This window comes from Sodalis sp. RH24, from assembly GCF_047324145.1.
Lineage (GTDB): Bacteria > Pseudomonadota > Gammaproteobacteria > Enterobacterales > Enterobacteriaceae > Acerihabitans.
The window spans coordinates 3,213,056-3,237,337 of the sequence record NZ_CP178729.1 but is presented as its reverse complement, the minus strand read 5'-3'; the positions used below and the strand labels follow the sequence as shown (position 1 = coordinate 3,237,337).

Below are 24,282 nucleotides of genomic sequence, written 5' to 3'. Positions count from 1 at the left end.
GCGGAGATCCCCCGTTAATGGGCGCGGGCGGAATGCGCCTCGAACTTTTCGCCAACGATAAGGTTAACGATTTCCGCCAGGCTGGTATCGGCCACCCGGCGGTCGGCAACATTCGTGCCCTCGTACATCACCATAATGCGATCGCATACCAGGAACAGATCCTGTAAGCGGTGGGTAATCAGGATCACGCTGACCCCGCGGGCGCTGACGCGTTTGATTAACGCCAGAACCGCCTCCACCTCGGCCACCGCCAGCGCGGCGGTCGGCTCATCCATGATCAGCACCTTGGGTTCGAATGCCGCGGCGCGGGCGATGGCGATGGCCTGCCGTTGCCCGCCGGACAGGTTGCGCACCAGCAGACGGGTATCGGGAATGGAAATGCCCAGCCCCTGCAGCATGTCCCGCGCCTCGGCATGCATTCTTTTTTCATCCAGGAACGGCATGCCCAGTAGCCGCGTCTGCGGCTCCCGGCCCATAAATAAATTACCGGCCACATCCACCGTGTCGCACAACGATAAATCCTGATAGACCATTTCGATATGGCAGCGGCGGGCATCGGCGGGCGTGGCGAATCGCTGTTCGCTGCCGTCGATGCGGATGGCGCCGCTGGAGGGGACCACCGCGCCGGATAAAATCTTGGTCAGCGTGGATTTGCCCGCGCCGTTATCGCCGACCAGTCCCAGCACCTCGCCCGGCGCCAGCTTGAGATTGACGCCGCGTAGCGAACGTATGGATCCGTAGGTTTTGGTGATGGCCACCATCTCCACCCGGGGTGGCACCCTCTGTGCTACAGCCATTGATTAACCTCCACTCGTGTTAACAAATACGAAGGGGGGGCATGCCGGCCCGCAGGGCCGTCACGCCGGCGTCGGAAATTGCCGTTATTTTCGGTTTGCATTCCTTTGTAAACCGGTTTACCAAAATAACGGGAATCCACTTTCGCCGCTCCACTCGCAATAACGCGCTGCTCATGGATATTTGTATCGCCATACGCCATCAAGCAGCTTTCATGCCATTCAGGATGGGGCGGGGGCGACATATTGGTGTAATGAACAGGTATTTAACTGTTTTTTAAGATAATAAAAATTATTCGCAACATTGCGATCCCGGACTTGCCGGTCAGGGGGACCGGCGCGGATTACCGCGCCGTGACGCAGGGTTGTGCAGGCATGCGCCGTTATGGTGCAAAAGCGTTAGACCGGGGCATAAGGTTTGACCGAATCGCGGCCAATCCATTCCACCGGGATGCGGGTAACCTGGGCCACCGCCTGGCCGCCGCCAAGCAGCTTCATCATAATCTCAATGGCGGTGCGGCCCAGCAGCCGGGCGGGCTGGCGAATGGTGGACAGCCGCGGGGTGATAAGCTCGGCATAGCTGGCGTCATCGAAGCCGACCAGCGATAGTGCGTCGGGGGCGCTTTGGCCCCGTTGGCGCAGTCCGTCCAGCAGACCCAGCACCAGATAATCACTGGCGGCGAATACCGCGCTCGGCGCATCCGGCAGCGCCAGCAGCCGGTGCAGGGCGGCCTGGCCGAACTCGCGGCTGTAATCGCCATACAGTACCCATTCCGGCGGGCAGCTCAAACCGGCGCGCGCCATCGCCTGCCTGAATCCTTCATGCCGTTCCCGCACGCTCATCAGGGCGTCGGGACCGCCGACAAAGGCGATACGCCGGTGTCCGGCATCAAGCAAATGCTGGGTGGCCAGTATTCCGCCCTGGACATTATCGACAAAGACCTTAGGCACGGCGCTGCCCGGGATATCCTCGTCAATCAGCACGATGCGCTGATGGCCCAGCAACTCCTCGCGCAGCAGGCCGTTATCGGGCCGGTTGGTCGTGAACAGCAGGCCGTCCACCTGGCAGGTATCCAGCCAGCGGATAAACTGACGCTCCTTGTCGGGATTATTGCGGGTAATGCACAGCACCAGGCTGTAGTGGTGTTCAGAGGCCGCCTCTTCCGCCGCATCGGCCAGCTCGGCAAAAAACGGATTGGTAATATCCGGCAGCACCAGGCCGATAGTCTCGCTGCCGCCCTTGCTCAGGCGGCGCGCCAGGCTGTTGGCCCGATAGTCCAGACTGGCAATGGCATCCTCGATACGCGTTATAGTGGCCTGCGGCAGGACGATGCTGTTATTCAGGTAGCGCGAAACGGTAGCCTTGGACAGGCCCGCCAGAGCGGCGACATCCGACAGTACGACCCTTTTTTTACCCATCCAGCCCACCGCTGTCAGTGAATCCAGCGGTATTGTTAACACATTTTGGTCAGGCGTTTACAGCCTTTTTTTAGCCGGCGCGGGCTCCCGGCTGCTAGCCATAAAAAAATTAGCGCTTGACAAAAAAACGGCGCCGATTAATTGTAATTAACAGTTTACCTGCACCAAAGAGTAACCGGGAGTTATTCCCAAGCCTGTTGGTTCCTGCCGTGAAATAGCCTACATGGACAGGTTATGGTAAGGATTCAGCAGTGACGATGTATGCAAACCCGGCGAAAACGATTTAAGCCCGGGAATGTTTCTTCGCGCTATCAGATATTTGTCCCGCCAAAAAATAATCCTTGATGCGTAACGCGGCTGCCGCTTTACATTTCCCATCATGCCCTGAGCGTTTATTTCCGACGAGGACAACGTTATGTCATTCTATGCCAGTAAAAAAATTATCCGTACTGTAGCATGCTCGCTAAGCGCCGCCGCGCTCGTGGCCGGCGGGGTTTTCTCCGCCGGGGCAATGGCCAAGGACGCGCCGCCCACCTACGCGCTGGTGCAAATTAACCAGCAGGCGTTGTTCTTTAACCTGATGAATAAAGGCGCGCAGGAAGCCGCGAAAGAGAGCGGTAAATCATTGGTCATCTTTAATGCCAACGACAATCCGGTGGCGCAGAATGACGCCATCGAAAACTATATCCAGCAGGGAGTGAAAGGCATCCTGGTGGATGCTATTGATGTCAACGGCATTATGCCCGCCATTAAGGAAGCGGCGGACGCCCATATACCGGTTATCGCCATCGACGCGGTACTCCCGGACGGCCCGCAAAAATCCCAGGTGGGCGTGGATAATGTCAAAGGAGGCCAGATCCTGGGCGATTATTTTACCGATTATGTACAAAAAAATATGAACGGCAAAGCGAAGGTCGGTATTGTCGGCGCCCTGAACTCAGCCATTCAGAATGCCCGGCAGAAAGGTTTTGAAGACGCGTTAAAAAAGAATCCGGCGATTACCGTCGCCGATGTGGTGGACGGACGCAATATCCAGGATGATGCCCTGACCGCGGCGGAAAACCTGATCACCGGCAACCCGGATATGACCGCGATTTACGCCACCGGCGAGCCGGCGCTGCTGGGTGCCATGGCGGCGGTGGTCAACCAGGGACGCCAGGGCGATATCAAGGTCTTCGGCTGGGATTTGACCGCCCAGGCGATTGCCGGTATCGATCAGGGGTATGTGGCGGCGGTACTGCAGCAGGATCCGCAGAAAATGGGCGCCGAGGCGTTGAAGGCGCTAAACGCGGTAACCGCCGGCAACAGCGTGGAGAAAAATATCCTGGTACCGGCCGCGGTGGTGACCAAAACCAACGTCGATACCTATCGGCCATTGTTTAAATAACGCCGATCGGATCGGTGTTGATGGTCATGGGTGATAACGCCATTACCCGTACGGCATCCCGGCCCGGGCCGGGATGGATGAACGCGTCCGGTCACGCCAGGATGGCGTCAAGCTCGGCGCGGGTGGGAAACGCGCGCAGCGTACCGCTGCGGCCGATGGTGACTGCCGCCGCCAGGCCCGCGTGCCGCAGGGCGATAGCATCAACCGGCAGGTCGCGCCGCAGCGCGGAGGCCAGCATGGCCGCCAAAAAGGTATCGCCCGCGCCGGTGGTGTCGACGACCCGGCAGGGCGCGGCTTCGGCCCGCAGTTGCCGGCCGTCCCTGAACAATACCGCGCCGTCGGCGCCCAGGGTCATGACCAGGGCGCCGTTGCCGCCGGCCAGCAGGCGCCGTGCGGCGTCGGTCCTGTTTTCCAGGGCGGCGTTGAGCAAACGGGCCTCGACGCTGTTCACCACGGCCAAATCGACCAGCGGCCAGAGCCGGGCGAATTCCGTTTTGACCGGCGAGGGATTAAACACGGTGTATAACCGGCGGCTGCGGCAATATTCAAAAATGGCGCGCGTTTTATCAAAGGAGAAATTACCCTGCTGCAAGACGATATCGCCCGGCCGGGCATCGGCCAGGACGGAAGTTATCTGCGCCAGCGATAACATCCCGGCGGCGGTGGTGGTGGTAATATTGGCGTTATCACCGTCGGCGCTGTTTAAGATAATCGAGGTATCGGTCGCACAATCCAAGGGTTCTTCTGGAAATAATGTTAATGATTCCTGAGCTAATTTATCGCGACACCAGTCACCCTGATGATCGTTGCCGCGGGCGGCGATTAACGTGGTGCTTATTCCGCAGCGGGCCAATATTACGGCCTGATTGGCGCCTTTACCGCCAAGATCCTGCGATATTTTTCGGCCATGGATCGATGCGCCTTTTTCCGGCAGTTCATCGATTTGATAGGTCTGGTCAACGCCCATATTACCCACGACATAGACGTGCATAACTTATTCCTTAGAAGGTGAAACATAATGGCATCTATATCAGCAGAAAAACCAAGCGCAATACAAGATATATTTTCAAGAAACAAAGCGATTATTGGCGTGGTCCATTGCGAAGCCTTTCCCGGCTCGCCACAATATAAAGGCCAGTCTTTTGCTAAAATAATTGATCGCGCGCTCTATGACGCAAAAAGTTATATTGAAGGCGGTGTGCATGGATTAATTGTCGAGAACCACGGCGATATTCCTTTTTCTAAACCCGAGGATATCGGCCCGGAAACGGCGGCGTTAATGTCGGTGATTACCGATCGTATTAAGATGGCATTCGGCGTGCCGCTCGGCATCAATGTATTGGCCAATGCGGCGTTGCCGGCATTGGCCACGGCGTTGGCGGGCGGCGCGGATTTTATCCGGGTCAACCAATGGGCGAACGCCTACATCGCCAACGAAGGTTTTATCGAGGGGGCGGCGGCCAGGGCGCTGCGTTATCGCAGCCTGCTGCGCGCCGAGCATATCCGGGTATTTGCCGACAGCCATGTAAAACACGGCAGCCATGCCATTGTCGCCGATCGCTCCATCCAGGAACTGACCCGCGATGTGGATTTTTTCCAGGCCGACGCGGTGATCGCCACCGGCCAGCGCACCGGCGACAGCGCCACCCTGGAGGAAATTGACGAAATCCGTTCGGCCACGGCGTTGCCGTTGCTGGTCGGGTCGGGCGTCACGCCAGATAACGTAGGACAGATCCTGCAGCGCACCCAGGGGGTGATCGTGGCCAGCACCCTGAAAGTGGGCGGCGTATGGTGGAACGAAGTGGAGCCGGCGCGGGTTAAACATTTTATGGCCGCGGCGCGGGCCGCGCTGGAGGCGTGATCGTGATAAGTTTTAGCGAACAATTGCTGGCGGAACATCAATCCACCTGGCAGGCCATGCAGCAGCATCGTTTTGTCACCGATATCGGGCAGGATCGGCTGCCGGCGCGGGTGTTTAACCAGTACCTGGTGTTTGAAGGCGATTTTGTCGCCACGGCCATCGGCATTTTTGCCCTGGCGGTGAGCAAGGCGCCTGGCATCCGCCAGCAGCGCTGGCTGGTGGGCGTGCTAAACGCGCTGGTGGACGAGCAGATGGGCTATTTTGAGGACGTGCTGGCAAGGCGCGGCATCGATATTAACAACTACAGGCGCGATGTGCCGGCGGTCGCCCGTTTTCGCGACGGTATGCTGGCGGCGGCGCGGCAGGGGGGCTATGCGGATATTATTACCCTGATGTTCGGCGCCGAGTGGATGTATTACGCCTGGTGTCGGCGCGTCAGCGAGTCGGCGCAGTCGGACGCCGATTTGCGCCATTGGGTGGAGATGCATGCCGCCGAGGCGTTTTTTGCCCAGGCGCGCTGGTTAAAAGAGGAATTGGACGCCCTCGCCGCGGCCCTGCCGGAGACGGAGCGCCGGCGCCTTTCCGCCCTTTACCGCCAGGTGCTGGTGTGGGAAATTGATTTTCACGAGGCGGCGTATACCCAATAAGGCAGGGAAACAACGCCGGGTGGTTGCCCGGCGTTGGGTAGGGCGGCTTTGCGCCATCACCCGACGGAGGTTACCGGATGATGTTTGCGCGCCAGGATCGGCTTGAGAAAACGCGCGGTATGCGAGGTTTCACAGGCCGCCACCGTTTCCGGCGTGCCGGAGATCAGGATTTCGCCGCCGCCGTTGCCCCCTTCCGGACCCAAATCGACAATCCAGTCCGCGGTTTTAATCACGTCCAGGTTATGCTCGATAACCACGATGGTATTGCCCTGATCGCGCAGCTGGTGCAGTACCGCCAGCAGCTGTTCGATATCGGCAAAATGCAACCCGGTGGTGGGTTCGTCAAGGATATACAGCGTCTGCCCGGTGCCGCGTTTCGACAGTTCGCGCGCCAGCTTCACGCGCTGCGCCTCGCCGCCGGACAACGTGGTCGCCGACTGGCCCAGCCGGATATAGGACAGGCCCACGTCGATCAGGGTTTGCAGCTTGCGCGCCAGTGCGGGCACCGCGTCAAAAAACTCGCGGGCGTCCTCGATGGTCATATCCAGCACCTCGTGGATATTTTTACCCTTATACTTCACTTCCAGGGTTTCACGGTTGTAACGCTGCCCTTTGCACTGATCGCAGGGCACGTAGATATCCGGCAGAAAGTGCATTTCCACTTTTATCACCCCGTCGCCCTGGCAGGCTTCGCAACGTCCGCCGCGCACGTTAAAACTGAAACGCCCCGGCGTATAACCGCGGGTACGGGATTCAGGCACGCCGGCAAACAGTTCACGCACCGGCGTGAATACGCCGGTATAGGTCGCCGGGTTGGAGCGCGGCGTGCGCCCGATGGGGCTTTGGTCGATATCAATGACCTTATCGAAATGTTCCAGGCCCTGGATATCGCGATAAGGGGCGACCTCGGTGGTGGTGGCGCCGTTGAGCTGGCGCTGCGCCACCGGGAACAGCGTGTCATTGATAAGCGTCGATTTACCGGAACCCGAGACGCCGGTGATGCAGGTAAACAGGCCCACCGGCAGGGTCAGCGTAACATCCTTGAGGTTATTGCCCCGGGCGCCGATAAGCTTCAGCACCTTGGTGGGGTCGGCCGGTATGCGGTGTTCGGGGATGGCGATTTCCCGCTTGCCGCTTAGGAACTGGCCGGTCAGCGAGGCCGGATTGGCCATGATCTGCTCGGCGGTGCCTTCCGCGACGATTTCGCCGCCGTGCACCCCCGCGCCCGGGCCGATATCGATAATATGATCCGCCGACCGGATGGCGTCTTCGTCATGTTCGACCACAATCACCGTATTGCCGAGGTTGCGCAAATGAATAAGCGTTTCCAGCAGGCGTTCGTTATCGCGCTGGTGCAGCCCGATGGACGGTTCGTCCAGCACATACATCACCCCCACCAGGCCGGCGCCGATCTGGCTGGCCAGGCGGATGCGCTGCGCCTCGCCGCCGGACAGGGTTTCCGCCGAGCGGGACAGCGAGAGGTAGTTCAGGCCCACGTTCACCAGGAATTTCAGCCGATCGCGGATCTCCTTGAGGATTTTGTCCGCAATCTGCGCGCGCTGGCCGCTGAGTTTCATCTCATCAAAGAACCCCAGCGCATTGCCGATGCCCATATCGGAAATGGTCGGCAGGGTGGTGTTTTCCACAAACACATGGCGCGCCTCGCGCCTGAGGCGGGTGCCGCCGCAGCTGGCGCAGGGCCGGTTGCTGATGTATTTCGCCAGTTCCTCGCGCACCGCCGAGGATTCGGTTTCCTTATAGCGGCGCTCCATGTTCGGCAGCACGCCCTCGAAAGGATGGCGCCTGACCGAGCTGTCGCCGCGATCGTTGATATACCTGAACTCAATGGTTTCCTTGCCGGAGCCGAACAGGATTTTTTGCTGTACCGAGGCGTCCAGCGCATTGAACGGCGCTTCCACATCGAACTTATAATGGTCCGCCAGGGAGCGCAGCATTTGGAAATAGTAAAAGTTGCGCCGATCCCAGCCGCGAATGGCGCCGCCCGCCAGCGAGATTTCCTCGTTCTGCAATACACGTTCCGGATCGAAGTATTGCTGCACGCCCAGTCCGTCGCAGGTGGGGCAGGCGCCGGCCGGGTTATTAAATGAGAACAGCCGGGGTTCCAGCTCCGGCATGCTATAACCGCAGATCGGGCAGGCAAAGTTGGCCGAAAACAGCATCTCCTCGGCATCGCCGCCGTCCATCTCGGCCACCACCGCCGTGCCGCCTGACAGGCCGAGCGCGGTTTCAAACGATTCCGCCAGGCGCTGGGCCAGATCTTCGCGCACCTTGAACCTGTCGACCACCACTTCGATGGTGTGTTTCTTTTGCAGTTCCAGTTTGGGCGGATCGGAGAGATCGCATACTTCGCCGTCGATGCGGGCGCGGATATAGCCCTGGGTGGCCAGGCCTTCCAGGGTTTTGCTGTGCTCGCCTTTGCGGTCTTTGACGATCGGCGCCAGTAGCATCAGGCGCTTGCCCTCCGGCTGCGACAGCACGTTATCCACCATCTGGCTGACGGTTTGCGCCGCCAGCGGCACGTCGTGATCGGGACAGCGCGGCTCGCCGACGCGGGCGAACAGCAGGCGCAGGTAGTCGTGGATTTCGGTAATCGTCCCGACGGTTGAGCGCGGGTTATGCGAGGTGGATTTCTGCTCGATGGAAATAGCGGGGGACAACCCCTCGATATGGTCGACATCCGGTTTTTCCATCAGCGACAGGAACTGGCGGGCATAAGCGGACAGCGATTCGACGTAGCGGCGCTGCCCTTCGGCATACAGAGTGTCGAACGCCAGCGAGGACTTGCCGGAGCCGGACAGGCCGGTAATCACTATGAGCTTGTCGCGGGGAATAATCAGACTAATGTTTTTCAGATTGTGGGTACGCGCACCCCGAACTTCGATCTTATCCATTCAACTTAATCCCGACACCGGATGAATATTTGCCGCCGGTGATGCCTGCAACGACACACCTGGCGCGAAACGGACAATTATGACACAAAAAAAGCTGAACGAATATCCAGTATTGATTGTAACGCTGAACTCTGCATTCATCGGGCTGCGATCGCAGCCGCAATGATTTTCACCCGTGTCCTTTGGGCATTTGCGTGGTAAACTTTACCGATTACACTTACGTAAACGTTTAAGTAAAACATCTTATCAGGAGAGTCGACATGGCCAGCAGAGGCGTTAATAAAGTGATTCTAGTCGGAAATCTGGGCCAGGATCCGGAAGTCCGCTACATGCCGAACGGTGGCGCCGTGGCCAACATGACTCTGGCCACTTCCGAGAGCTGGCGCGACAAGCAGACCGGCGAGACCAAGGAAAAAACGGAATGGCACCGCGTGGTGCTGTTCGGCAAGCTGGCGGAAGTGGCCGGCGAATATCTGAAAAAAGGGTCGCAGGTCTATATCGAAGGCGCGTTGCAAACGCGTAAATGGACCGATCAGGGCGGCCAGGAACGTTACACCACCGAAGTCGTGGTTAACGTCGGCGGCACCATGCAGATGCTGGGCGGCCGCCAGGGCGGCGGCGCGGCGGGTGCCGGCGCGGGCGGCGGCCAGCAGGGCTGGGGCCAGCCGCAGCAGCCGCAGGGCGGCAACGCGCAGTTCAGCGGCAATCCGGGCGGCGCGGCGCCGGCAGCGCCCGCGGCCAGTCGTCCCGCCGCGCAGAACAATGCGCCGGCCGCGGGCAATGAGCCGCCGATGGATTTTGACGACGATATCCCGTTTTAAGTGTGCCGTTTTGCTTTGTAAATCAAGTGGTTAATTCGAGTTATTGAATTAATCATAGGCTGTTGGAGTGCCTATTGCAAGCCTGACTTATCCTTACCCAGTAATGGGTTTGAACCTCGAAAGAGGGAGGGGAGTGTAGCATGTCAGGAAAAGGCTGGTTGCGGGGAAATAACCTACTTTGCGCCAGCCATTGCAAATCCCATATGGTTAAGCCTGATTGGTTGAATCATAGTTCATAGTGGGTTTCGGGATATCGATGGCTCACGGTTATTTAGGAGTCATACCAATATTTATAGTAATTATTTTTAGAAGGTTACTATATCCAACAATGTTGGCACCTGCTCGGTGAGAGTGGTAATTGAACGTAAGTGAAACCTAAGTGGGATGCACCTTGACTACAAAGAAATACGGGATTACCTAAGTTGGTTAAGTAATTAACCAATAGGGTAACGGAGACTCCGTAGTACCCAACGTACCTCTGTAATGGAGTCGCAATTGGCTAACCAATCTGAAAAATATATATAAATTGATAAGTAATTATCAGTGAAACTATATTCGTAAGGGGGAAGGGAGTCAGTTGGATCTATACTAATAGAAGCGGGGTTCGATAGTCAGTGCTATCACAGAGAACACTCAATGCTCTAAATGGTATAAACAAAGCCAGTATACAAGGTTATAAGATCAAGAAACTGCATAAAATTATGTGCAGTAATAAAGATCTTTGGGCACAGGCCTATGCTAATATTTATTCTAATCAGGGAGCCATGACGAGAGGAATAAATAACAATACGATGGATGGAATGAGTGTGGACAGGATTATTAGTCTTATTCACCTCATAGAGTCCGGTTCGTACATACCCAAACCTTGTAAGCGCACGCACATACCCAAAGATGCCCGAAAACCGAATGGAAAGAAAGGTCCATTAGGTATTCCAACCGGAGACGATAAATTAATACAGGAAGTAATGAGAATGTTATTGGAAGAAATCTATGAACCGGTTTTTAGCGACTGGAGCTATGGATTCAGGCCTAAGCGTTCCTGTCATTCTGCATTAAAAGAAATCAGAAACGGTTGGAAAGGAACAAAATGGGTATGTGATGTTGATATCAAAGGTTACTTCGACAACATTGACCACGATCTGCTGCTGAAATTCCTGAGCAAGCGGATCGCTGATAACAAATTTCTGGCGCTTCTCAAGAAGTTCCTGAAAGCTGGCTATCTGGACAACTGGCGTTACTTTGGCACTCATAGCGGAACACCACAAGGTGGCATTATCTCCCCTATTCTTGCCAATGTATTTCTCCACGAGCTTGATGAATTTATGAAAAATAGAATCACCGAATTCGGCAAAGGAGGACGGAGGAAACCCAATCCCATATACAGAAGAGCACTACAAAACCGGACAAATCGTATTAAATGGATCAGGCAAGGTTTCGGCGCTTCAGGAATGCCTGCTGATGAGCAGAAAATCCAAAAGTGGAAACAGGAAGCGGATGAACTGGAGAAACAATTGCGCACACTATCCAGTGTTATTATGGATGATACTGAATTCAAAAGAATGCGGTATGTTCGATATGCTGATGATTTTCTGATTGGAGTGATAGGAAGTAAAGGTGAGGCAAAAAAGATAATGGAAGAGGTTGTCTATTTTGTTGAATCCGAACTTCATCTGGAAATATCAAAGGAAAAATCCGGCATTATTGACCCGAAGAAAGGATTCACTTTTCTCGGTTATGAAATAAAAACACGCCGTGAAAGAAAACAGGTCAAATGTGTTGTAGGGCTTAATACAGATGGAAGTAAAACTCATGCGGTAAAACGTACGATAACGGAACACGTCCATCTGGGTGTACCGAGGGAAAGAATCCTGAAATTCTGCTCTCTACGTGGCTATGGGAATTACGATGGCGGATATGGTAATAGTGCTGGTCGGCCAGCAATGATGCACATGTCTGACTATGAAATCATTAGTCAGTACAACGCTGAAATGCGCGGCTACGCGAATTACTACAATCTTGCCCCCGTTCTCTATCTCAATAAGTTGCATTGGATATGGGAAAACAGTCTTTATAAGACGCTGGCAGGTAAGCATCGGATATCTCGCACCAAAATCGCGCGGCGGTTAAGGCAAGCGGATGACAGGTATGTTTATCGGGAAAATCGTAATGGAAAGGTATATGAGTTGGAGGTATTTAGACTCAAAAACAGGAGTGCGCCCAAACACAGTTCACCGGATATATTGCCGAATACGTATAAATATTCTGGCAGAACTGAATTGCTGGACAGGATGGCTGCATGCCAATGTGAATATTGCGGTACCAGAACCGGCCCTTTTGAAGTCCACCATGTGAGGAAACTTAAGGATATCAAGTCGGGTACAGATAACTGGAAGACGCTGATGATTGCCCGTAACAGGAAAACATTAGTGATCTGCCGGATCTGTCACGTCAACCTTCACAGAGGAACACTGCCAGACCGAAGAAGCTTTGTTTGATCCAATGGAGAGCCGGATGCATAGAAATGTGCAAGTCCGGTTCGGTGGGGGGGTAACGGCTAATCCGTCAGGACGCACGTACCCTACCCAACTAGCTACCCAGCCCATCTTGCCACATCCAGGCTTAAAACCCCCGCATCGCGGGGGTTTTGTATTTTCGCCGTCACTCAGCGCTAAGCCGAACCGGGGGACGTGATATCCGCTGATGAAATCCGCCACTGGCCGTCATGACGTGTGGCGGCGGAATGTATCCTGCTAGCGACGGGACGACGGCGCGTAGAACGGTGCGCGCGGCGTTTCCTGCGCCAGATAATCGCGGTAAAAATCTTTTACATGCGGGAATACGGCCTTGCCCAGCTCGCGCCGGGCCTGCTCGTCCGCGCTGCGCGGCGCGGCCAGCTTTTGCGCGATATCATTGAGCACGGCGGCGCGATCGACCCGGGTAAACCGCCCCCGATGGCAGACTTCCTCGCCCTGGATGAATACGCTCTCGATATCCTTGGCGCGCGCCCGCTGCACCAGCACATCCAGCAGGGGAATATCCTCATCCTGATACGGCCAGGTGATACTTTGCCAATCGAACAGCACCGCATCCGCCAGTTTTCCCGGCTCCAGCCGGCCGATCCGTCCGGCAAAGGGGGTGGTTTTTGCCCCGCCCTCGGTGGCCATGCGCACGATTTCCCCACAGGACGGCACTTCATCGTCCTCAATGCCGGGCACGCGATGCACCCGCAACGCCAGACGCATCTCCTGCAGCATATCGCGATCTTCGTTAATTCCCGCCTCATCCAGCCCCAGGCCGACGGTCAGCCCATGGCGGCGGAAGGCGTTCAGCGGCGCGACGCCGCTGCGCAGGCGCAAATTAGAACTGCAGTTATGGCAAACGCAGGTTCCCGTCGCCGCCGCCAGTTCAATATCGGCCTCGTTCAGCCAAACGCCATGTCCCAGGGTCAGCGATGGTCCCAGCAGGCCCAGCTTGTGCAGGTGCGCCAGTGCCGTGGTGCCGGTGCGTCTACGGGCATATTCCCGCTGGTAGGCGGTTTCGACCAGATGCATATGCATCGGCACGCCGGCGTTATCCGCCTCCGCTTTGATCGCCTGTAACCCTTCGTCGCTGCACCAGTGCAGGTTGGCGGGCGCCAGTTGAATACGGGTCAGCGATTGGCCGCTATTATCTGCCGCCAGCATGCGGAACAGTTTGAGGTGATCGCCCAGCGGCAGCCGCTGTTTTTTCAAATGGGCAGCCAACTGCGGCTGGATTTCAGCCGGCACGCGGGCCACAAACCGTTCATCGGCTTCATAGACCAGCAGATTCTGCTCACGCACCGCGAAGCTGTAGGAGGCGCGCATGCCTATCTCACGGTAGGCGGCAAGCACCGCGCCAGCCGCCTGGTGTATCGTCTCCAGCGTGCCGGGGCGCCAGCCGTGGATATGCTGTACGGTGGTGATGCCGGAGGCGATCATCTCAAAAGCGGAATAAAGCGTATCCAGCCGCAAATCCACCTCGCGCGCGCCCATGCGGCTGGCAAACCACAGTTCCAGCGCATAATCGGGCGAACCCAACTGCAGCGGGGTTAAGCCCACATGATGATGGCTGTTGACAAATCCCGGCATCAGCACGTGTTGCATGGACCCGTAGCGGCGGACCTGGGGATATTTATGGATCAAATCATCGGCATTGCCGATGTCCTCTATAACACCGTCTTTTTGGTAAAGCGCGCTCCGTTCCACCGCGATCGGGCGACCATCGTCGCCGATCCCCTGGATAAGGGTGCCCGCCAAGATCAATGATTCAGACATAGGGATATCCTGTAGCTGTGAGTTTATCGTACCCAGCCGTATGGCACGGGGCCGAACAAATCGTCGCGCCGATCGTTGAAATAGCGCATTTGCTGACGAATTTGACTGAATTGCCGGTAATCCAGCGTTGCGTTCACTTCCCCCGCCCCAAGGTGGCGAGGGCGGTGCGCCAGCAGCGTGCCGTCGGCGTTGATCACACACGACTCGCCGTAATTATCCGTCGCTATTTCGTCCAGCCATTCCTCGCCCACTTTATTGGCGCAAACGACTATCAGGCCGTTCTCTTTGGCATGGGTACGCAATTCGCCGAGGAAGAAGGCTGCGTCATCGCCGCCGCTGCCGGCGACGGGAACAATGACCACCTCAACCCCCGCCTGGCGCAGCGCGCGCCAGCATTCAGGAAAGCGGCGGTCATAACAGATCAAAATCGCACAGCGCCAGCCTTCAATAGCGAACCTTTGCAGTCCGTCGCCCGGCGTGAAATGCGCGGCCTCGTCATAGCCGGGCGGCGGATAGTCGCTGGCCGGCAAATGCAGCTTCCTGGCCAGGGCGCCGTCGCCCAGCCGTTTCCCCAGGCGGTCAAAACCGATAACGGCGTTGTGGTAACAGCCGGTTTGGCTATCGTGCTCATAGAGCGGCAATAAAATAGCGCATCCCAGCCGCTGGGCCAGCGCCGCGCACCATCCGGCGCTCTCGCCCCGGACGGATTCGGCCCAGTGGCGATATTTTTCCGCCGGCGCGGCGCAAAAATAGGGCGTCAGCGCCAGCTCGGGCAGCGCCACCAGCCGTGCGCCGGCTTGAGCGGCGCGGGTAATGGCCGCCTCCAGCTGCCGGCGATTAAGCGCCAAATCCTCGCAACCCGGCGGCATTTGCAGCGCGGCCACCGGCAGGTAGGGTGATATCATCAGCCCACCTCCTGTTCGGCAAAGGCGCGATCGACTTCATCGCGCAGCAAATCGATAAGATGATCGCTGAGCTGGTGGAAGAGCGGGCTTTTGGGGTCGCGCGGCCGCGGGAGATCGATGGGAATGATTTCTTTGATGCCGCCCGGACGCGCGGTAAAAACCACCACGCGATCGGCCAGCGCCACGGCTTCATCAATATGATGGGTGACAAAAATCATCGATACGCCGGTTTGACGCCATATGCGGATAAGAAAGTCCTGCATCTTCGCCCGCGTTTGCACATCCAATGCCGCAAAGGGTTCATCCAGCAGCAGCGCCTCGGGATTCAGCGCCAGCGCCCTGGCCATCGCCACCCGCTGGCGCATGCCGCCGGATAACTGATCGGGCCGTTTCTCCGCGGCATCGGCGAGGCCGACGTTTTGCAAGATGGACTGCGCCCGTTTCAGCCTTTGTTCTTTCGACATACCCTGCATCTTCAGGCCGAAGGCGACATTTTCCGCAACCGAAAGCCAGGGATAGAGCGACGCTTCCTGGAAGACAAATCCGCGATCGGTGCCCGGTTGCGACACCTCGGCGCCGCCGCAGCGGATTGAGCCTTCGCTGACCGATTCCAGCCCGGCTATCATATACAGCAGGGTGCTTTTACCGCAGCCGCTGGGCCCAAGCAGCACGACAAACTCTCCGCGCGCCACCTGCAAGTCGACATTTTTCAGCGCGACGACAGCGCCGCCTTGCGCGTCGGTCCAAACTTTGCCCACGCTATTGCAATCAATCAGCGGCGGCTGTGGGAGGGTATTTTGCGTCATTTCTGGCCTCCGGCGCGGTTGTCAGGTACCCAGTAAAGGAGCTTTTTCTGCACATAGCGCAACAGCAGATCGAAAACAAATCCGGTAATGCCGATGATGGTCATGGTGAAAAACGACAGGCTGGAATTGAAGGTATTGCGCGCCTGCATGACGATTTGCCCCAACCCGCTGCCAACGCCTGTCGCCTCAGCCACTAGCACAATCATCCAGGCGCCGAACAGGTTCATGCGCAGTACGAAAAATAACGCGGGCAGAATGGCGGGGATAATGACGTAACGGAAGGTTTGCGCCCGGGTGGCCCCCATAACCGCCGCCACGTTGAGATGGGTTTTGCTCACGCTCTCAATCTGGCTGATAGTGGATACCGTCATGACGAAAAACAGTGAAATAAACACCATGAAAATCGCCGGCGGATTGCCGATGCCGAAAATAAAAATGGCCACCGGCAGCCAGGCGATAGGCGAAATAGGCGCCAGCAGTGTGATGGTCGGCAATACCAGCTTGCCAAACAGACGGAAATAGCAAATGGCCAGGCCACACACCAGGCTCAGGATGAAACCAAGAGTCAGGCCCGCCATCACGCGGCCCACCGTGGCGAGAATGGTTTTTCCCAACGACAATAAGGCGGTGTCGTTGGTGACCTGGCCAATCACATCGGTTGGGATAAAGTATTGCGCCTGCTGGGCAAAATTCGCCAGGAAGATATGTGGCGGCGGCAACAACAGCGGATTTAATCCCCCAAAAGCCCAGCACGCTTCCCAGATCCCGGCAAACAGGGCGACGGAAGCCACGCCCCAGCCGAGGCGCGAGAAAAACGCCGGCCAGCCGCGGCGGCGGGTTTTCCTGACCGGAGGAATGATCTCGACCGGTGAAACACCGGCGGCTTTTACCGGCTTTCGCAGGGTATTCACCTTCATGCGCTTTTCAGCTCCAGCGAACCATACAAGTCGGGATTTTCCTTAATCACCTCATTGAGCAATGACCAGTCGAAGATATCCGTTCCTGGTACCTTCTGGATGTAACGCAGCTCTTTCAGGTTATTGGCGCGCTGCAGGATAAAATCCTGGTTCTGCCGCTGGTCTATCATCGCCGGCTGTTTGGCGGCGGCGTCCAGGGTGGCTTCGTAGCTGGTCTTGAAATATTTGCCCACGGTATCCTTGACCGCCGAGGCGCGGTCGGTCTCTTCCTGATGCTGGCCGATCATCATGCCCTTGATAAGCGCCTTCACCGCCTCGCGATTTTCCGCCAGCACGGAGGAGCGTACCGCCAGCACGCAATCGCTATAGTTCTTGCCATAGATGTCGACGCCGTCGGAAAGCCGTACTGCGCCAGGGCGCGCCTGCAATGCCTGGGTAGCATAAGGTTCGATATGGCACATGGCGTCGATATTGCCGTTGATAAACGCCTGGGCCAGTTCCGGGGAGGTGCCGAAGTAGCGCACTTTGACGTCGGCAAAGCCCATGCCCGCTTTTTTCAGGTAGTCATAAGGCAGCATTTCCAGCGTATCCGCCTGGAAGGTGCCCAGCGTCTTGCCGCGCAGCTTTTCGGCGGAATCGATGCCCTGCTGGCTGACGATTACGCAGCCCTGCACGCCTGAGCCGGCGACGATCTTGATTGGCGCGCCCTGGGCGAAAAGCGTAATAAAGTTGGTGTAGGGGACTACCGTCACATCCACCAGCCCGGCGCCGAACAAGGCGGCTATATCGGCGTTAGTCGGGGTGGTGACAAAATCCAGCGCGACGTTTTTCGCCAGCCCGCGTTCCTTGACCAGGAAGAAGGGACAGTTGCATAAGCCCGTCCCATGGGTGGCCTTAAAGGTGGTGATATCCGCCGCCAGGGCGGGGGTGCTGATAAGGTATTTGCCCAACGCCAGGCCGCCGGCCGCCAGCGCGCTGTGTTTCAGGAAATGGCGGCGATTGATATCAAAGCCATTAAGCCGCGGAAAAACCCGTTTTGTTGACATGATGTTTGTCTCCTGGTGTTGATAAAAGAGCGAACGAACCCCTGCCTGCAAGGCATAATGTCCAGTGGATGGCTGTCGCGGCCTGGTGGTAGGCGAAGCCGCGTATTAGTGCGTATACTCCGTTTGCGCCAGCAGGGCGGATAACCGGCTGAAATCGAGTACGGAATACGGATTCTCCGGCGGCGCCAGCCTGCCCATCGCCGCCAGCGCCTGGAACCGGCTGATAATGGCGCCGGCAAGAGGGCGAATATCGATTTGCGGCGGTTGCCGCGCCAAGCCTTGCATCATCGTCGCCGGGGGAACGCCGGGATAAAATCGGGTTACGCTTGCCAGGGCGCCCTGCGGATCCGCCTTTATCGTGGTTTCCGCCTGCAACAGGGCCTTTATCACCGCATCCACCACATCCGGGTATTGATGTAAAAAGCTCTGGCGTGTGACCAATACGGTATCGGGGTAACCGGTTCCCCACACTTCGGCGGCGTCGCACATTTTTTGAAAACCCAGCATTTCGAGCTGGCTAATCACCGGCTCGATAAAAGTGCAGGCGTCTATTTCACGCCGCTGCATGGCGGTAATCGCCTGGTGCAAGGTGTCGAAATAACGAATATCGCTGTGTTGCCAGGCGCCGCGGTAATGGGTGATCGTATCGTGCAGCAACACTTCCATCGGGTCCTCGAAGAAGGTGCCGAAGCGCAGGGCAGAAGGCGCCGCGGCCACGCTGTCCGGATGGATCATTACCGCCATGCCGCCAACGCCGCTTCCGGCGATAATGCGCAGCGGATCCGGCGCGCTGAAATCGCTCAGCGGCTGGGTAAATCCCGTGGTGCCAATCTGCGCCGCGCCGCTTCTGAGCAAGGCGATGGTTGACGCCGTGCCGCTGAGTTCCGGCACCCTTACCGTTAATCCCTGTTCGCGAAAGTAACCGCATGCCTGCGCCACAAATAACGGCAGGTTGGAAAGCGCTTCACCATGAGCCAATACCAGTTCAGACATGCGGTGCTCCACAAAATGCTTAAAGATTGTCAACAATCATCTGCGGCGAAATAGCGTCGGGATCGTTGCGGCAGAGGATATGGATTAAATTTGACAATAAGATCATGCAAAATTGAAGTCAATAATTATTTAAATTGTTCATCAGTTTTATTTTCGTGATATGCATTTCTTATATATAGCGTTTTGCGGGCAAAAAGAAAGGAAAATACAAAGTGAAAAAAAGAGCGCCTAAAGCGCTCTTTCTACAGGGGAAAACCGGTGGATGTAAAGGATAGGGGGACATCGAGGCTGCCGGACCGCATGCGCCAGATATAAGAAATTCAGTTTCCCGTGCCGAGCAGGATCTCTTCCAGATCGTCTTCCTCTTCTTCCGGCTCTTCCAGATGAAGCGAATTTTCGATCCCCAACAGGTGATCCAACATCAGTTTTTGCGCGCGCATGCTGTCCCGCGCCTCTACCGCATCGACCAGCCGTTCATGCTCGTTGTGCTGGCAGGTGACGTCCGTGGGGGTGTCATACAGCAGGATAGTCAAGCACGTCAATAACTGCAGGCCGCGTACGGTTCTTTCAAGAAAACGATTTCCCGCCAGGGAGGCCAGCAGCACATGAAACTCGCCGGACAAGCGCACAATCTTGCGGCGATCGCCTGAATGCCTGGCTTTTTCTTCCTGTTTAACGTGCTGGCGCAGCAGCGTGATTTCCTGCGCGGTCACCCGCTGACATATATTTTCCAGCAAGGGAATCTCGACATAGCGCCGGGCCTGGAAAAATTCCTTCGCTTCCGCAATGGTGGGGCTGGCAATAAAAGCGCCACGGTTGGGCAGGATTTCCACCACGCGCTCGAAAGCCATTTGTTGCAAAGCCTCTCTTACGACGGTGCGGGAGACCTTGAAAATGGCCGCCAGCTTTTCTTCCGTAAGCTTGGTGCCGGGCTTCAGGCGGTGTTCCGAGATGGCATTCATTAATTTCTCATACACCGCGCTGCGATCCCGGGCACATAGCGTGGCCGCGGCCTGCATATTTTCATCTGTCGGACGTTTCGCTCTGGCCATGTTAAATCACTCAGCCTCCTACCTGTGGCGGAATTTAATATCAATATTTATTTACAACAATCATGACACCAATATGTATATGTCTACAAGATAAATTGTTAAACATTAAAATTAATTATGTTTATCAGTCTATCCGGCCAAGTTGGTATGGCCATGGTGTTATGACATTATGGCCCGGGCTACTATCCCTGAATTGCCCTCACTTGTCCGGCTTTTGTTGGCTAATATCACTTGTTTCGTTAAAAAATCGTACTATTTTACAAGATCGGCAGCGGCCTTCCAGGGATTATCGAAGCGTAGACACGCGTCGTATCAATAATAGGACCATGCCATGGATCATATTGTGTATGTTGTTGACGATGATGATGCGGTAAGACAAGCCATCGTTCGGCTGCTACAGTCGGAAGACTTTAACGTTGCCGATTTCGCCTCGGCGGAGATGTTCCTGAACCAGCATTTTGGCCCGCTCCCCAGTTGCTTGATCCTCGATATGAATATGCCGGTGGCGGATGGGTTCCAGGTTCTGGCCGCGCTGGAAAAAAAGGGCAGGGAATTGCCGATTATTTTTATCACCGGGTTTGGCACCATTCCTCTTTCGGTGCGAGCGATGAAGGCCGGGGCCTGCGAGTTTTTAACCAAACCGATCGACGCGGAAGACCTGCTTAACGCCGTGCGCGAGGGGCTGTCGGCGGCGGAAAAAAACCTCTCGTTCGTGAGCGAGCAGTCGAGCCTGGCCCAACGGCATCAAACCCTGACGCCCCGGGAGCGCGAAGTACTGGGACTGGCCATCGGCGGCCTGCTGAATAAACAAATCGCCACGGCGCTGGGCGTCAGTGAAATTACCGCCAAGGTCCATAAACGGCGGGTGATGGAAAAAATGCAGACCCGCTCCCTGGCCGATCTGGTGCGGGCGGCGGAACGGCTGCATATTGTTAAATCACAAAGTCGTTAACGCTTCCCTTCTTATGAGGAACATCATTATGCCGGAGCATGTCAATGGCGATTATCGCGCCAGCCTCAAAACCGTTTCAACCTCATTACGTAAGCTGCATAAGGCCTTGATTGACCTGGAAACGGCGCGCTTCGGCCCGATCGGCGGCCCGTTTGAGCATTTGCAACTGGTGAGCAGCCATCCGCAGTTTGCCTGGATCCGGCGCCTGTCGGAGATCTTGGTGGAATTGGACGAACGGCTGGATGAACCGGACGACATCGATGCCGCAACGGTCCTGTCATATAAAACCGTCATTGAGCGTTTACTTGCCCTCGGGCCGGAAAACGACACGGAATTCGCTAAAAAATATATCGCCGCGCTGCAGGAATCCACCGAGGTGGCGATGGCGCACGGGGCGCTGCGTCATCTCCTGTTTTTAGCCAATGATACGTCAGGCGCGCCGGGTAATGCGCCGGCATGATGCATAGGCTCAGGGCTGTGCCGGGGGCCACGGCGCCGTCGGTACGGCCAGGCTGCCGCCCTGGGTGCGTTGCCAATAACCCGGCGATGTGCCGGTAAAGGTTTTAAATACCCGTGAAAAATGGCTTTGGTCGGTAAAACCGCATTCGAGCGCGATCTCCGTCAGCGTCTGTTGCCTGGCGCCCAGGAGTTCCAGCGCTTTCCGGATGCGCATGTTTTGCAGCCAGACACAGGCGGAAGTGCCGGTGGTATTTTTGAAATTGCGCGCAAAGTGCGCGCGGGACAGGCCGCATTCCCGGGCAATCAATTCAAGCGAAACGCCCTTCGCCAGGTTTTCCAGCATAAAATCCTTGGCCCGTTGTTCCTGCCAGGGCGCCAGCCGGCCTTTTTGCCGGGTCCAGTCCTGGGATGCCTTGCCGTAGACTTCGGCAATATGGGCGAACAGCGCCAGGGAGATATGATCAAACATAAAATCATGCATGCCGCCGGGTTGACCCAATAACGGGATCAGCGCCTGTGCCAGATGATAAATCACCGGATCCAGCGCACCGGGAGCGCAGTCAAAATGACCGATGCGCTTTTGTCCGCTGTCATAGGTGAATTCGTCCAGCGCCTGGCGGGTAATTAAAAATCGTACGTTATCAAAGGCGCTCAAATGCTGGCAACGCCAGTCCTCGGTAAGCCTGGTAATCGCGACGGCCTGCTGCGCGTGTCCGCCCGCGTGGACCAGGCGGCCGTCATGCCAGAGTCGGTGCGAGGCGAAATCCCGCAGTTGCACGATAACGGAAAAGGCTTCGTGATGGGGAATGGCGATAACCGGCGCGTGTTCCGGCGGCATGGTTTCCCTATGGCGGCTGACGACCAGCCGCGCCGCGCCGGTGGCCAGCGGGTTGACTGGCGAGGTGATAGTATCGATTTTTTACGCTCCCGGTGAATGTCGTCGGCTTAGACTGCGCACGCGGCGCACGCAACAACAAGGATCGCTGCAGACCCACAGTAAACCACAGAATACCCGGCTGGCGACCCTTTCCCGGGGCGCCGGGGCGGGATTCAGAATTTAGCCATTAGGGCGAACGCCGCCGCGGCGCGGCCTGGTTTTGCCTTTAAGCGCCGGTGGGCAGCGCAGGCAGGGTGAACGAAAAACAGCTGCCGTGGGGATGGCGCTGTGACGCCGCCATCTGCCCCCGGTGGTTTTCGATTATGGCATGGCTGATGGCAAGCCCCATGCCCATGCCCTGCTTCTTGGTGGTATAAAAAGACTCGAATACCCGCGCCCTGACCTCGTCGCTCAGGCCGATACCGGTATCGGCCATGGCGAAGGTTATCTTGCCCGGCGCCGGATTGACGGAGGACAAGGTGAGGATGCGCGGCCGGTCATCCACGTCCGCCATGGCTTCCGCGGCGTTCATCACCAGGTTAAGCAGCACCTGCTGGATTTGCACGCTGTCGCCATAGACGATAAAGGCATCGGCCCATAGCTTATCTTCGATGGCAATCCGGCGTCTTTCCAGTTCGCTATGGGAAAGGGTAAGGATATGATGCGCGGTATGGTGCAAATCGACCGGGGCAAAATGGGGCGGCGCGTTGCGGGTGAGCGCCTGCAGGCTGCGGATCATCTCTCCCGCGCGCTTGCCTTCGGCAATGATATCCTCCAGGCCGGTGCGGACATTATCCAGCCTGGCCGGGTCGCGGTTCAGCCAGCGCAGGCTGGCGCCGGCGTTGGCCACGATGGACATCAGCGGCTGGTTGATTTCATGGGCAATCGAGGCGGTGAGCTGCCCGACCGTCGTGGCCCTCGCCACACGCGCCAAGTCGGCCTGCGCGGCCCTGACCGCGTCCTCGGCCTGTTTGCGGGCGGTGATATCGGTTATGGTGCCAAAATACTCGTGGGCATTGCCGCAGGCCGGGATCGGCTCGCCGATTCCCGCCACGTAGCGAACAGTGCCGTCAGTCCTGACGATGCGATACTCGGCTTGCATGGACAATCCTTTACCCAGGCAATAGTCGATCTGGTTGAGTATCCGGTTTCGGTCATCGGGGTGGACAAAACCGATATAGGCGGTATAGGAGATAGCCTGCTGCTCTTCATCCAAACCGAATATACGCGCGAATTCGGCCGATATTTCCAGCGTTTCCTGGGTGGTTTCCCAGCGCCAGCTGCCGGTGTGGCTGATCTTTTCCCCCAGCATTAATGAGGTCTGGCTGGTGCGCAGCTCGTTCTCGACGCGACGGCGCTGGATATTCTCCTCGAGCAATTCCGCGTACAGGGTGGCGGTTTCAATGGAGATGGCGGCCTGCGCCACCAACAGCGCAATTACCTTCGAATGTTCGGCGGTAAAGGCATCAGGTATCAGCCGGTTTTCCAGGTAGAGCACCCCCACCAGCCGGGCCTGTTTAAACATGGGCACGCACAGCGCCGCCGCGCCGGAAGCCATCAGGTAGGGGTCGTGGCTGAACGGGCTGAACTCCCCCGGCGCGCCCAGGCGGATTTCCTGGCCGGTGCGAATGACGGCGTTAAGCATGGATACCGGCAGATCTGCCGCCACCGGCGCGGCCTTGACCACCTGTACGTTTACGCCGGCGACGGTGGTGTCGGCCCGCGCCTCGATAACCGGCGAACCGGCGATCACCCTGATCAGCAGGCCGCGCTGGGCGCCCGCGTGCTCCAGCGTCATTTTCATCAGGATATGAATCAGCCGGCCGAGATCGATTTCCTCGGATAATGCCCTTGAGGCGATGATAACGCTTTGCAGATCCTGGTTTTCCTGGGCCTGCCTAAAGGAAACCCCCGCGGGGAAACCGCCGCCATCGCCGTTTTTCTCCCGGCTCTCCAGTAAAGCGAACATCTCCTTTCGCATCAGCCCGGCTGCGTTTTTAGCGCCCCGGCGCGCCCGTATGGCCGCCAGGGAAAATTGCCATTTACCGTTGCGCCTGTCCCTGGTGGCCAGTCCGTCATTGATAACGCCGTTGATAAACTGCCGGGCGAGTAAAGGATTGCCGCCGGTCTCGGCATGCG

General features: G+C 57.1%; 19 protein-coding genes and 1 pseudogene. 7 read left to right on the top strand and 13 right to left on the bottom strand.

Features of this window, described 5'->3' with window-relative positions; all coding sequences use genetic code 11:
• Nucleotides 1-14 precede the first annotated feature (14 nt).
• Complete coding sequence (locus tag ACL2XG_RS14720) at nucleotides 15-761, bottom strand: ATP-binding cassette domain-containing protein (RefSeq protein WP_410016658.1); 747 nt, start codon at nucleotides 759-761, stop codon at nucleotides 15-17.
• 432 nt (nucleotides 762-1,193) lie between these two features.
• Complete coding sequence (locus ACL2XG_RS14715; protein ID WP_413721849.1) at nucleotides 1,194-2,213, bottom strand: LacI family DNA-binding transcriptional regulator; 1,020 nt, start codon at nucleotides 2,211-2,213, stop codon at nucleotides 1,194-1,196.
• Nucleotides 2,214-2,628: 415 nt separating this feature from the next.
• Here ACL2XG_RS14715 and ACL2XG_RS14710 point away from each other — a divergent pair, with 415 nt between their 5' ends.
• Complete coding sequence (locus tag ACL2XG_RS14710; protein ID WP_413721850.1) at nucleotides 2,629-3,600, top strand: substrate-binding domain-containing protein; 972 nt, start codon at nucleotides 2,629-2,631, stop codon at nucleotides 3,598-3,600.
• Nucleotides 3,601-3,691: 91 nt separating this feature from the next.
• Here ACL2XG_RS14710 and ACL2XG_RS14705 read toward each other — a convergent pair whose 3' ends face one another.
• Nucleotides 3,692-4,591 (bottom strand): ribokinase, encoded by a 900-nt coding sequence (locus tag ACL2XG_RS14705; protein ID WP_413721851.1) that lies wholly within the window; start codon nucleotides 4,589-4,591, stop codon nucleotides 3,692-3,694.
• Nucleotides 4,592-4,618: 27 nt separating this feature from the next.
• Here ACL2XG_RS14705 and ACL2XG_RS14700 point away from each other — a divergent pair, with 27 nt between their 5' ends.
• Together ACL2XG_RS14700 and ACL2XG_RS14695 are read left to right on the top strand one after the other, a co-directional pair.
• Nucleotides 4,619-5,461, top strand: coding sequence for a BtpA/SgcQ family protein (locus ACL2XG_RS14700; protein ID WP_410012603.1), 843 nt, complete (start codon nucleotides 4,619-4,621; stop codon nucleotides 5,459-5,461).
• Nucleotides 5,462-5,463: 2 nt separating this feature from the next.
• Nucleotides 5,464-6,108 carry a TenA family protein gene (locus ACL2XG_RS14695; RefSeq protein WP_413721852.1) on the top strand — a complete coding sequence of 215 codons (645 nt, stop codon included), beginning with the start codon at nucleotides 5,464-5,466 and terminating at the stop codon, nucleotides 6,106-6,108.
• 56 nt (nucleotides 6,109-6,164) lie between these two features.
• On the opposite strand, the gene uvrA is transcribed toward ACL2XG_RS14695, so the two are convergent.
• Nucleotides 6,165-9,020, bottom strand: a complete 2,856-nt coding sequence (uvrA, locus tag ACL2XG_RS14690) for an excinuclease ABC subunit UvrA (RefSeq protein ID WP_410012601.1) — start codon at nucleotides 9,018-9,020, stop codon at nucleotides 6,165-6,167.
• Nucleotides 9,021-9,280: 260 nt separating this feature from the next.
• On the opposite strand from uvrA, the gene ACL2XG_RS14685 reads away from it, so the two are divergent.
• Both ACL2XG_RS14685 and ACL2XG_RS14680 read left to right on the top strand, forming a co-directional pair.
• Nucleotides 9,281-9,841 (top strand): single-stranded DNA-binding protein, encoded by a 561-nt coding sequence (locus tag ACL2XG_RS14685; RefSeq protein WP_410012600.1) that lies wholly within the window; start codon nucleotides 9,281-9,283, stop codon nucleotides 9,839-9,841.
• Nucleotides 9,842-10,455: 614 nt separating this feature from the next.
• Nucleotides 10,456-12,336 carry a group II intron reverse transcriptase gene (locus tag ACL2XG_RS14680; protein ID WP_413721853.1) on the top strand — a complete coding sequence of 627 codons (1,881 nt, stop codon included), beginning with the start codon at nucleotides 10,456-10,458 and terminating at the stop codon, nucleotides 12,334-12,336.
• 255 nt (nucleotides 12,337-12,591) lie between these two features.
• On the opposite strand, the gene ACL2XG_RS14675 is transcribed toward ACL2XG_RS14680, so the two are convergent.
• The 7 genes from ACL2XG_RS14675 to ACL2XG_RS14645 all read right to left on the bottom strand — a co-directional run bounded on the left by ACL2XG_RS14675 (nucleotide 12,592) and on the right by ACL2XG_RS14645 (nucleotide 19,855).
• On the bottom strand, nucleotides 12,592-14,136 hold the full coding sequence (locus tag ACL2XG_RS14675) for an amidohydrolase family protein (protein ID WP_413721854.1): 1,545 nt from the start codon (nucleotides 14,134-14,136) through the stop codon (nucleotides 12,592-12,594).
• 23 nt (nucleotides 14,137-14,159) lie between these two features.
• A complete protein-coding gene (locus tag ACL2XG_RS14670) occupies nucleotides 14,160-15,041 on the bottom strand; it encodes a carbon-nitrogen hydrolase family protein (protein ID WP_413721855.1) in 882 nt (293 codons plus the stop codon).
• Entirely contained in the window at nucleotides 15,041-15,847 is an 807-nt protein-coding gene (locus ACL2XG_RS14665; protein ID WP_413721856.1) for an ABC transporter ATP-binding protein, read from the bottom strand. The genes ACL2XG_RS14670 and ACL2XG_RS14665 overlap by 1 nt, the downstream gene beginning before the upstream one ends.
• On the bottom strand, nucleotides 15,844-16,764 hold the full coding sequence (locus tag ACL2XG_RS14660; RefSeq protein ID WP_413721857.1) for an ABC transporter permease: 921 nt from the start codon (nucleotides 16,762-16,764) through the stop codon (nucleotides 15,844-15,846). Before ACL2XG_RS14660 ends, ACL2XG_RS14665 begins: the two co-directional genes overlap by 4 nt.
• Nucleotides 16,761-17,810 (bottom strand): ABC transporter substrate-binding protein, encoded by a 1,050-nt coding sequence (locus tag ACL2XG_RS14655; RefSeq protein WP_410012594.1) that lies wholly within the window; start codon nucleotides 17,808-17,810, stop codon nucleotides 16,761-16,763. The genes ACL2XG_RS14660 and ACL2XG_RS14655 overlap by 4 nt, the downstream gene beginning before the upstream one ends.
• Before the next feature lie 105 nt (nucleotides 17,811-17,915).
• Nucleotides 17,916-18,803 carry an ABC transporter substrate-binding protein gene (locus ACL2XG_RS14650; protein WP_413721858.1) on the bottom strand — a complete coding sequence of 296 codons (888 nt, stop codon included), beginning with the start codon at nucleotides 18,801-18,803 and terminating at the stop codon, nucleotides 17,916-17,918.
• A 320-nt stretch (nucleotides 18,804-19,123) separates the two neighbouring features.
• Nucleotides 19,124-19,855 carry a GntR family transcriptional regulator gene (locus tag ACL2XG_RS14645; protein WP_413721859.1) on the bottom strand — a complete coding sequence of 244 codons (732 nt, stop codon included), beginning with the start codon at nucleotides 19,853-19,855 and terminating at the stop codon, nucleotides 19,124-19,126.
• Between the two features lie 331 nt (nucleotides 19,856-20,186).
• Here ACL2XG_RS14645 and ACL2XG_RS14640 point away from each other — a divergent pair, with 331 nt between their 5' ends.
• Complete coding sequence (locus ACL2XG_RS14640) at nucleotides 20,187-20,807, top strand: response regulator transcription factor (RefSeq protein ID WP_413721860.1); 621 nt, start codon at nucleotides 20,187-20,189, stop codon at nucleotides 20,805-20,807.
• A 28-nt stretch (nucleotides 20,808-20,835) separates the two neighbouring features.
• On the top strand, nucleotides 20,836-21,267 hold the full coding sequence (locus ACL2XG_RS14635) for a hypothetical protein (protein WP_413721861.1): 432 nt from the start codon (nucleotides 20,836-20,838) through the stop codon (nucleotides 21,265-21,267).
• A gap of 9 nt (nucleotides 21,268-21,276) precedes the next feature.
• Here the strand turns inward: ACL2XG_RS14635 and ACL2XG_RS14630 are convergent, their stop codons facing one another.
• Nucleotides 21,277-22,104, bottom strand: coding sequence for a helix-turn-helix domain-containing protein (locus tag ACL2XG_RS14630; RefSeq protein WP_413721862.1), 828 nt, complete (start codon nucleotides 22,102-22,104; stop codon nucleotides 21,277-21,279).
• 265 nt (nucleotides 22,105-22,369) lie between these two features.
• Nucleotides 22,370-24,052 (bottom strand): annotated as a pseudogene (locus ACL2XG_RS14625) (ATP-binding protein); the annotation flags it as partial.
• Between the last annotated feature and the right edge of the window lie 230 nt (nucleotides 24,053-24,282).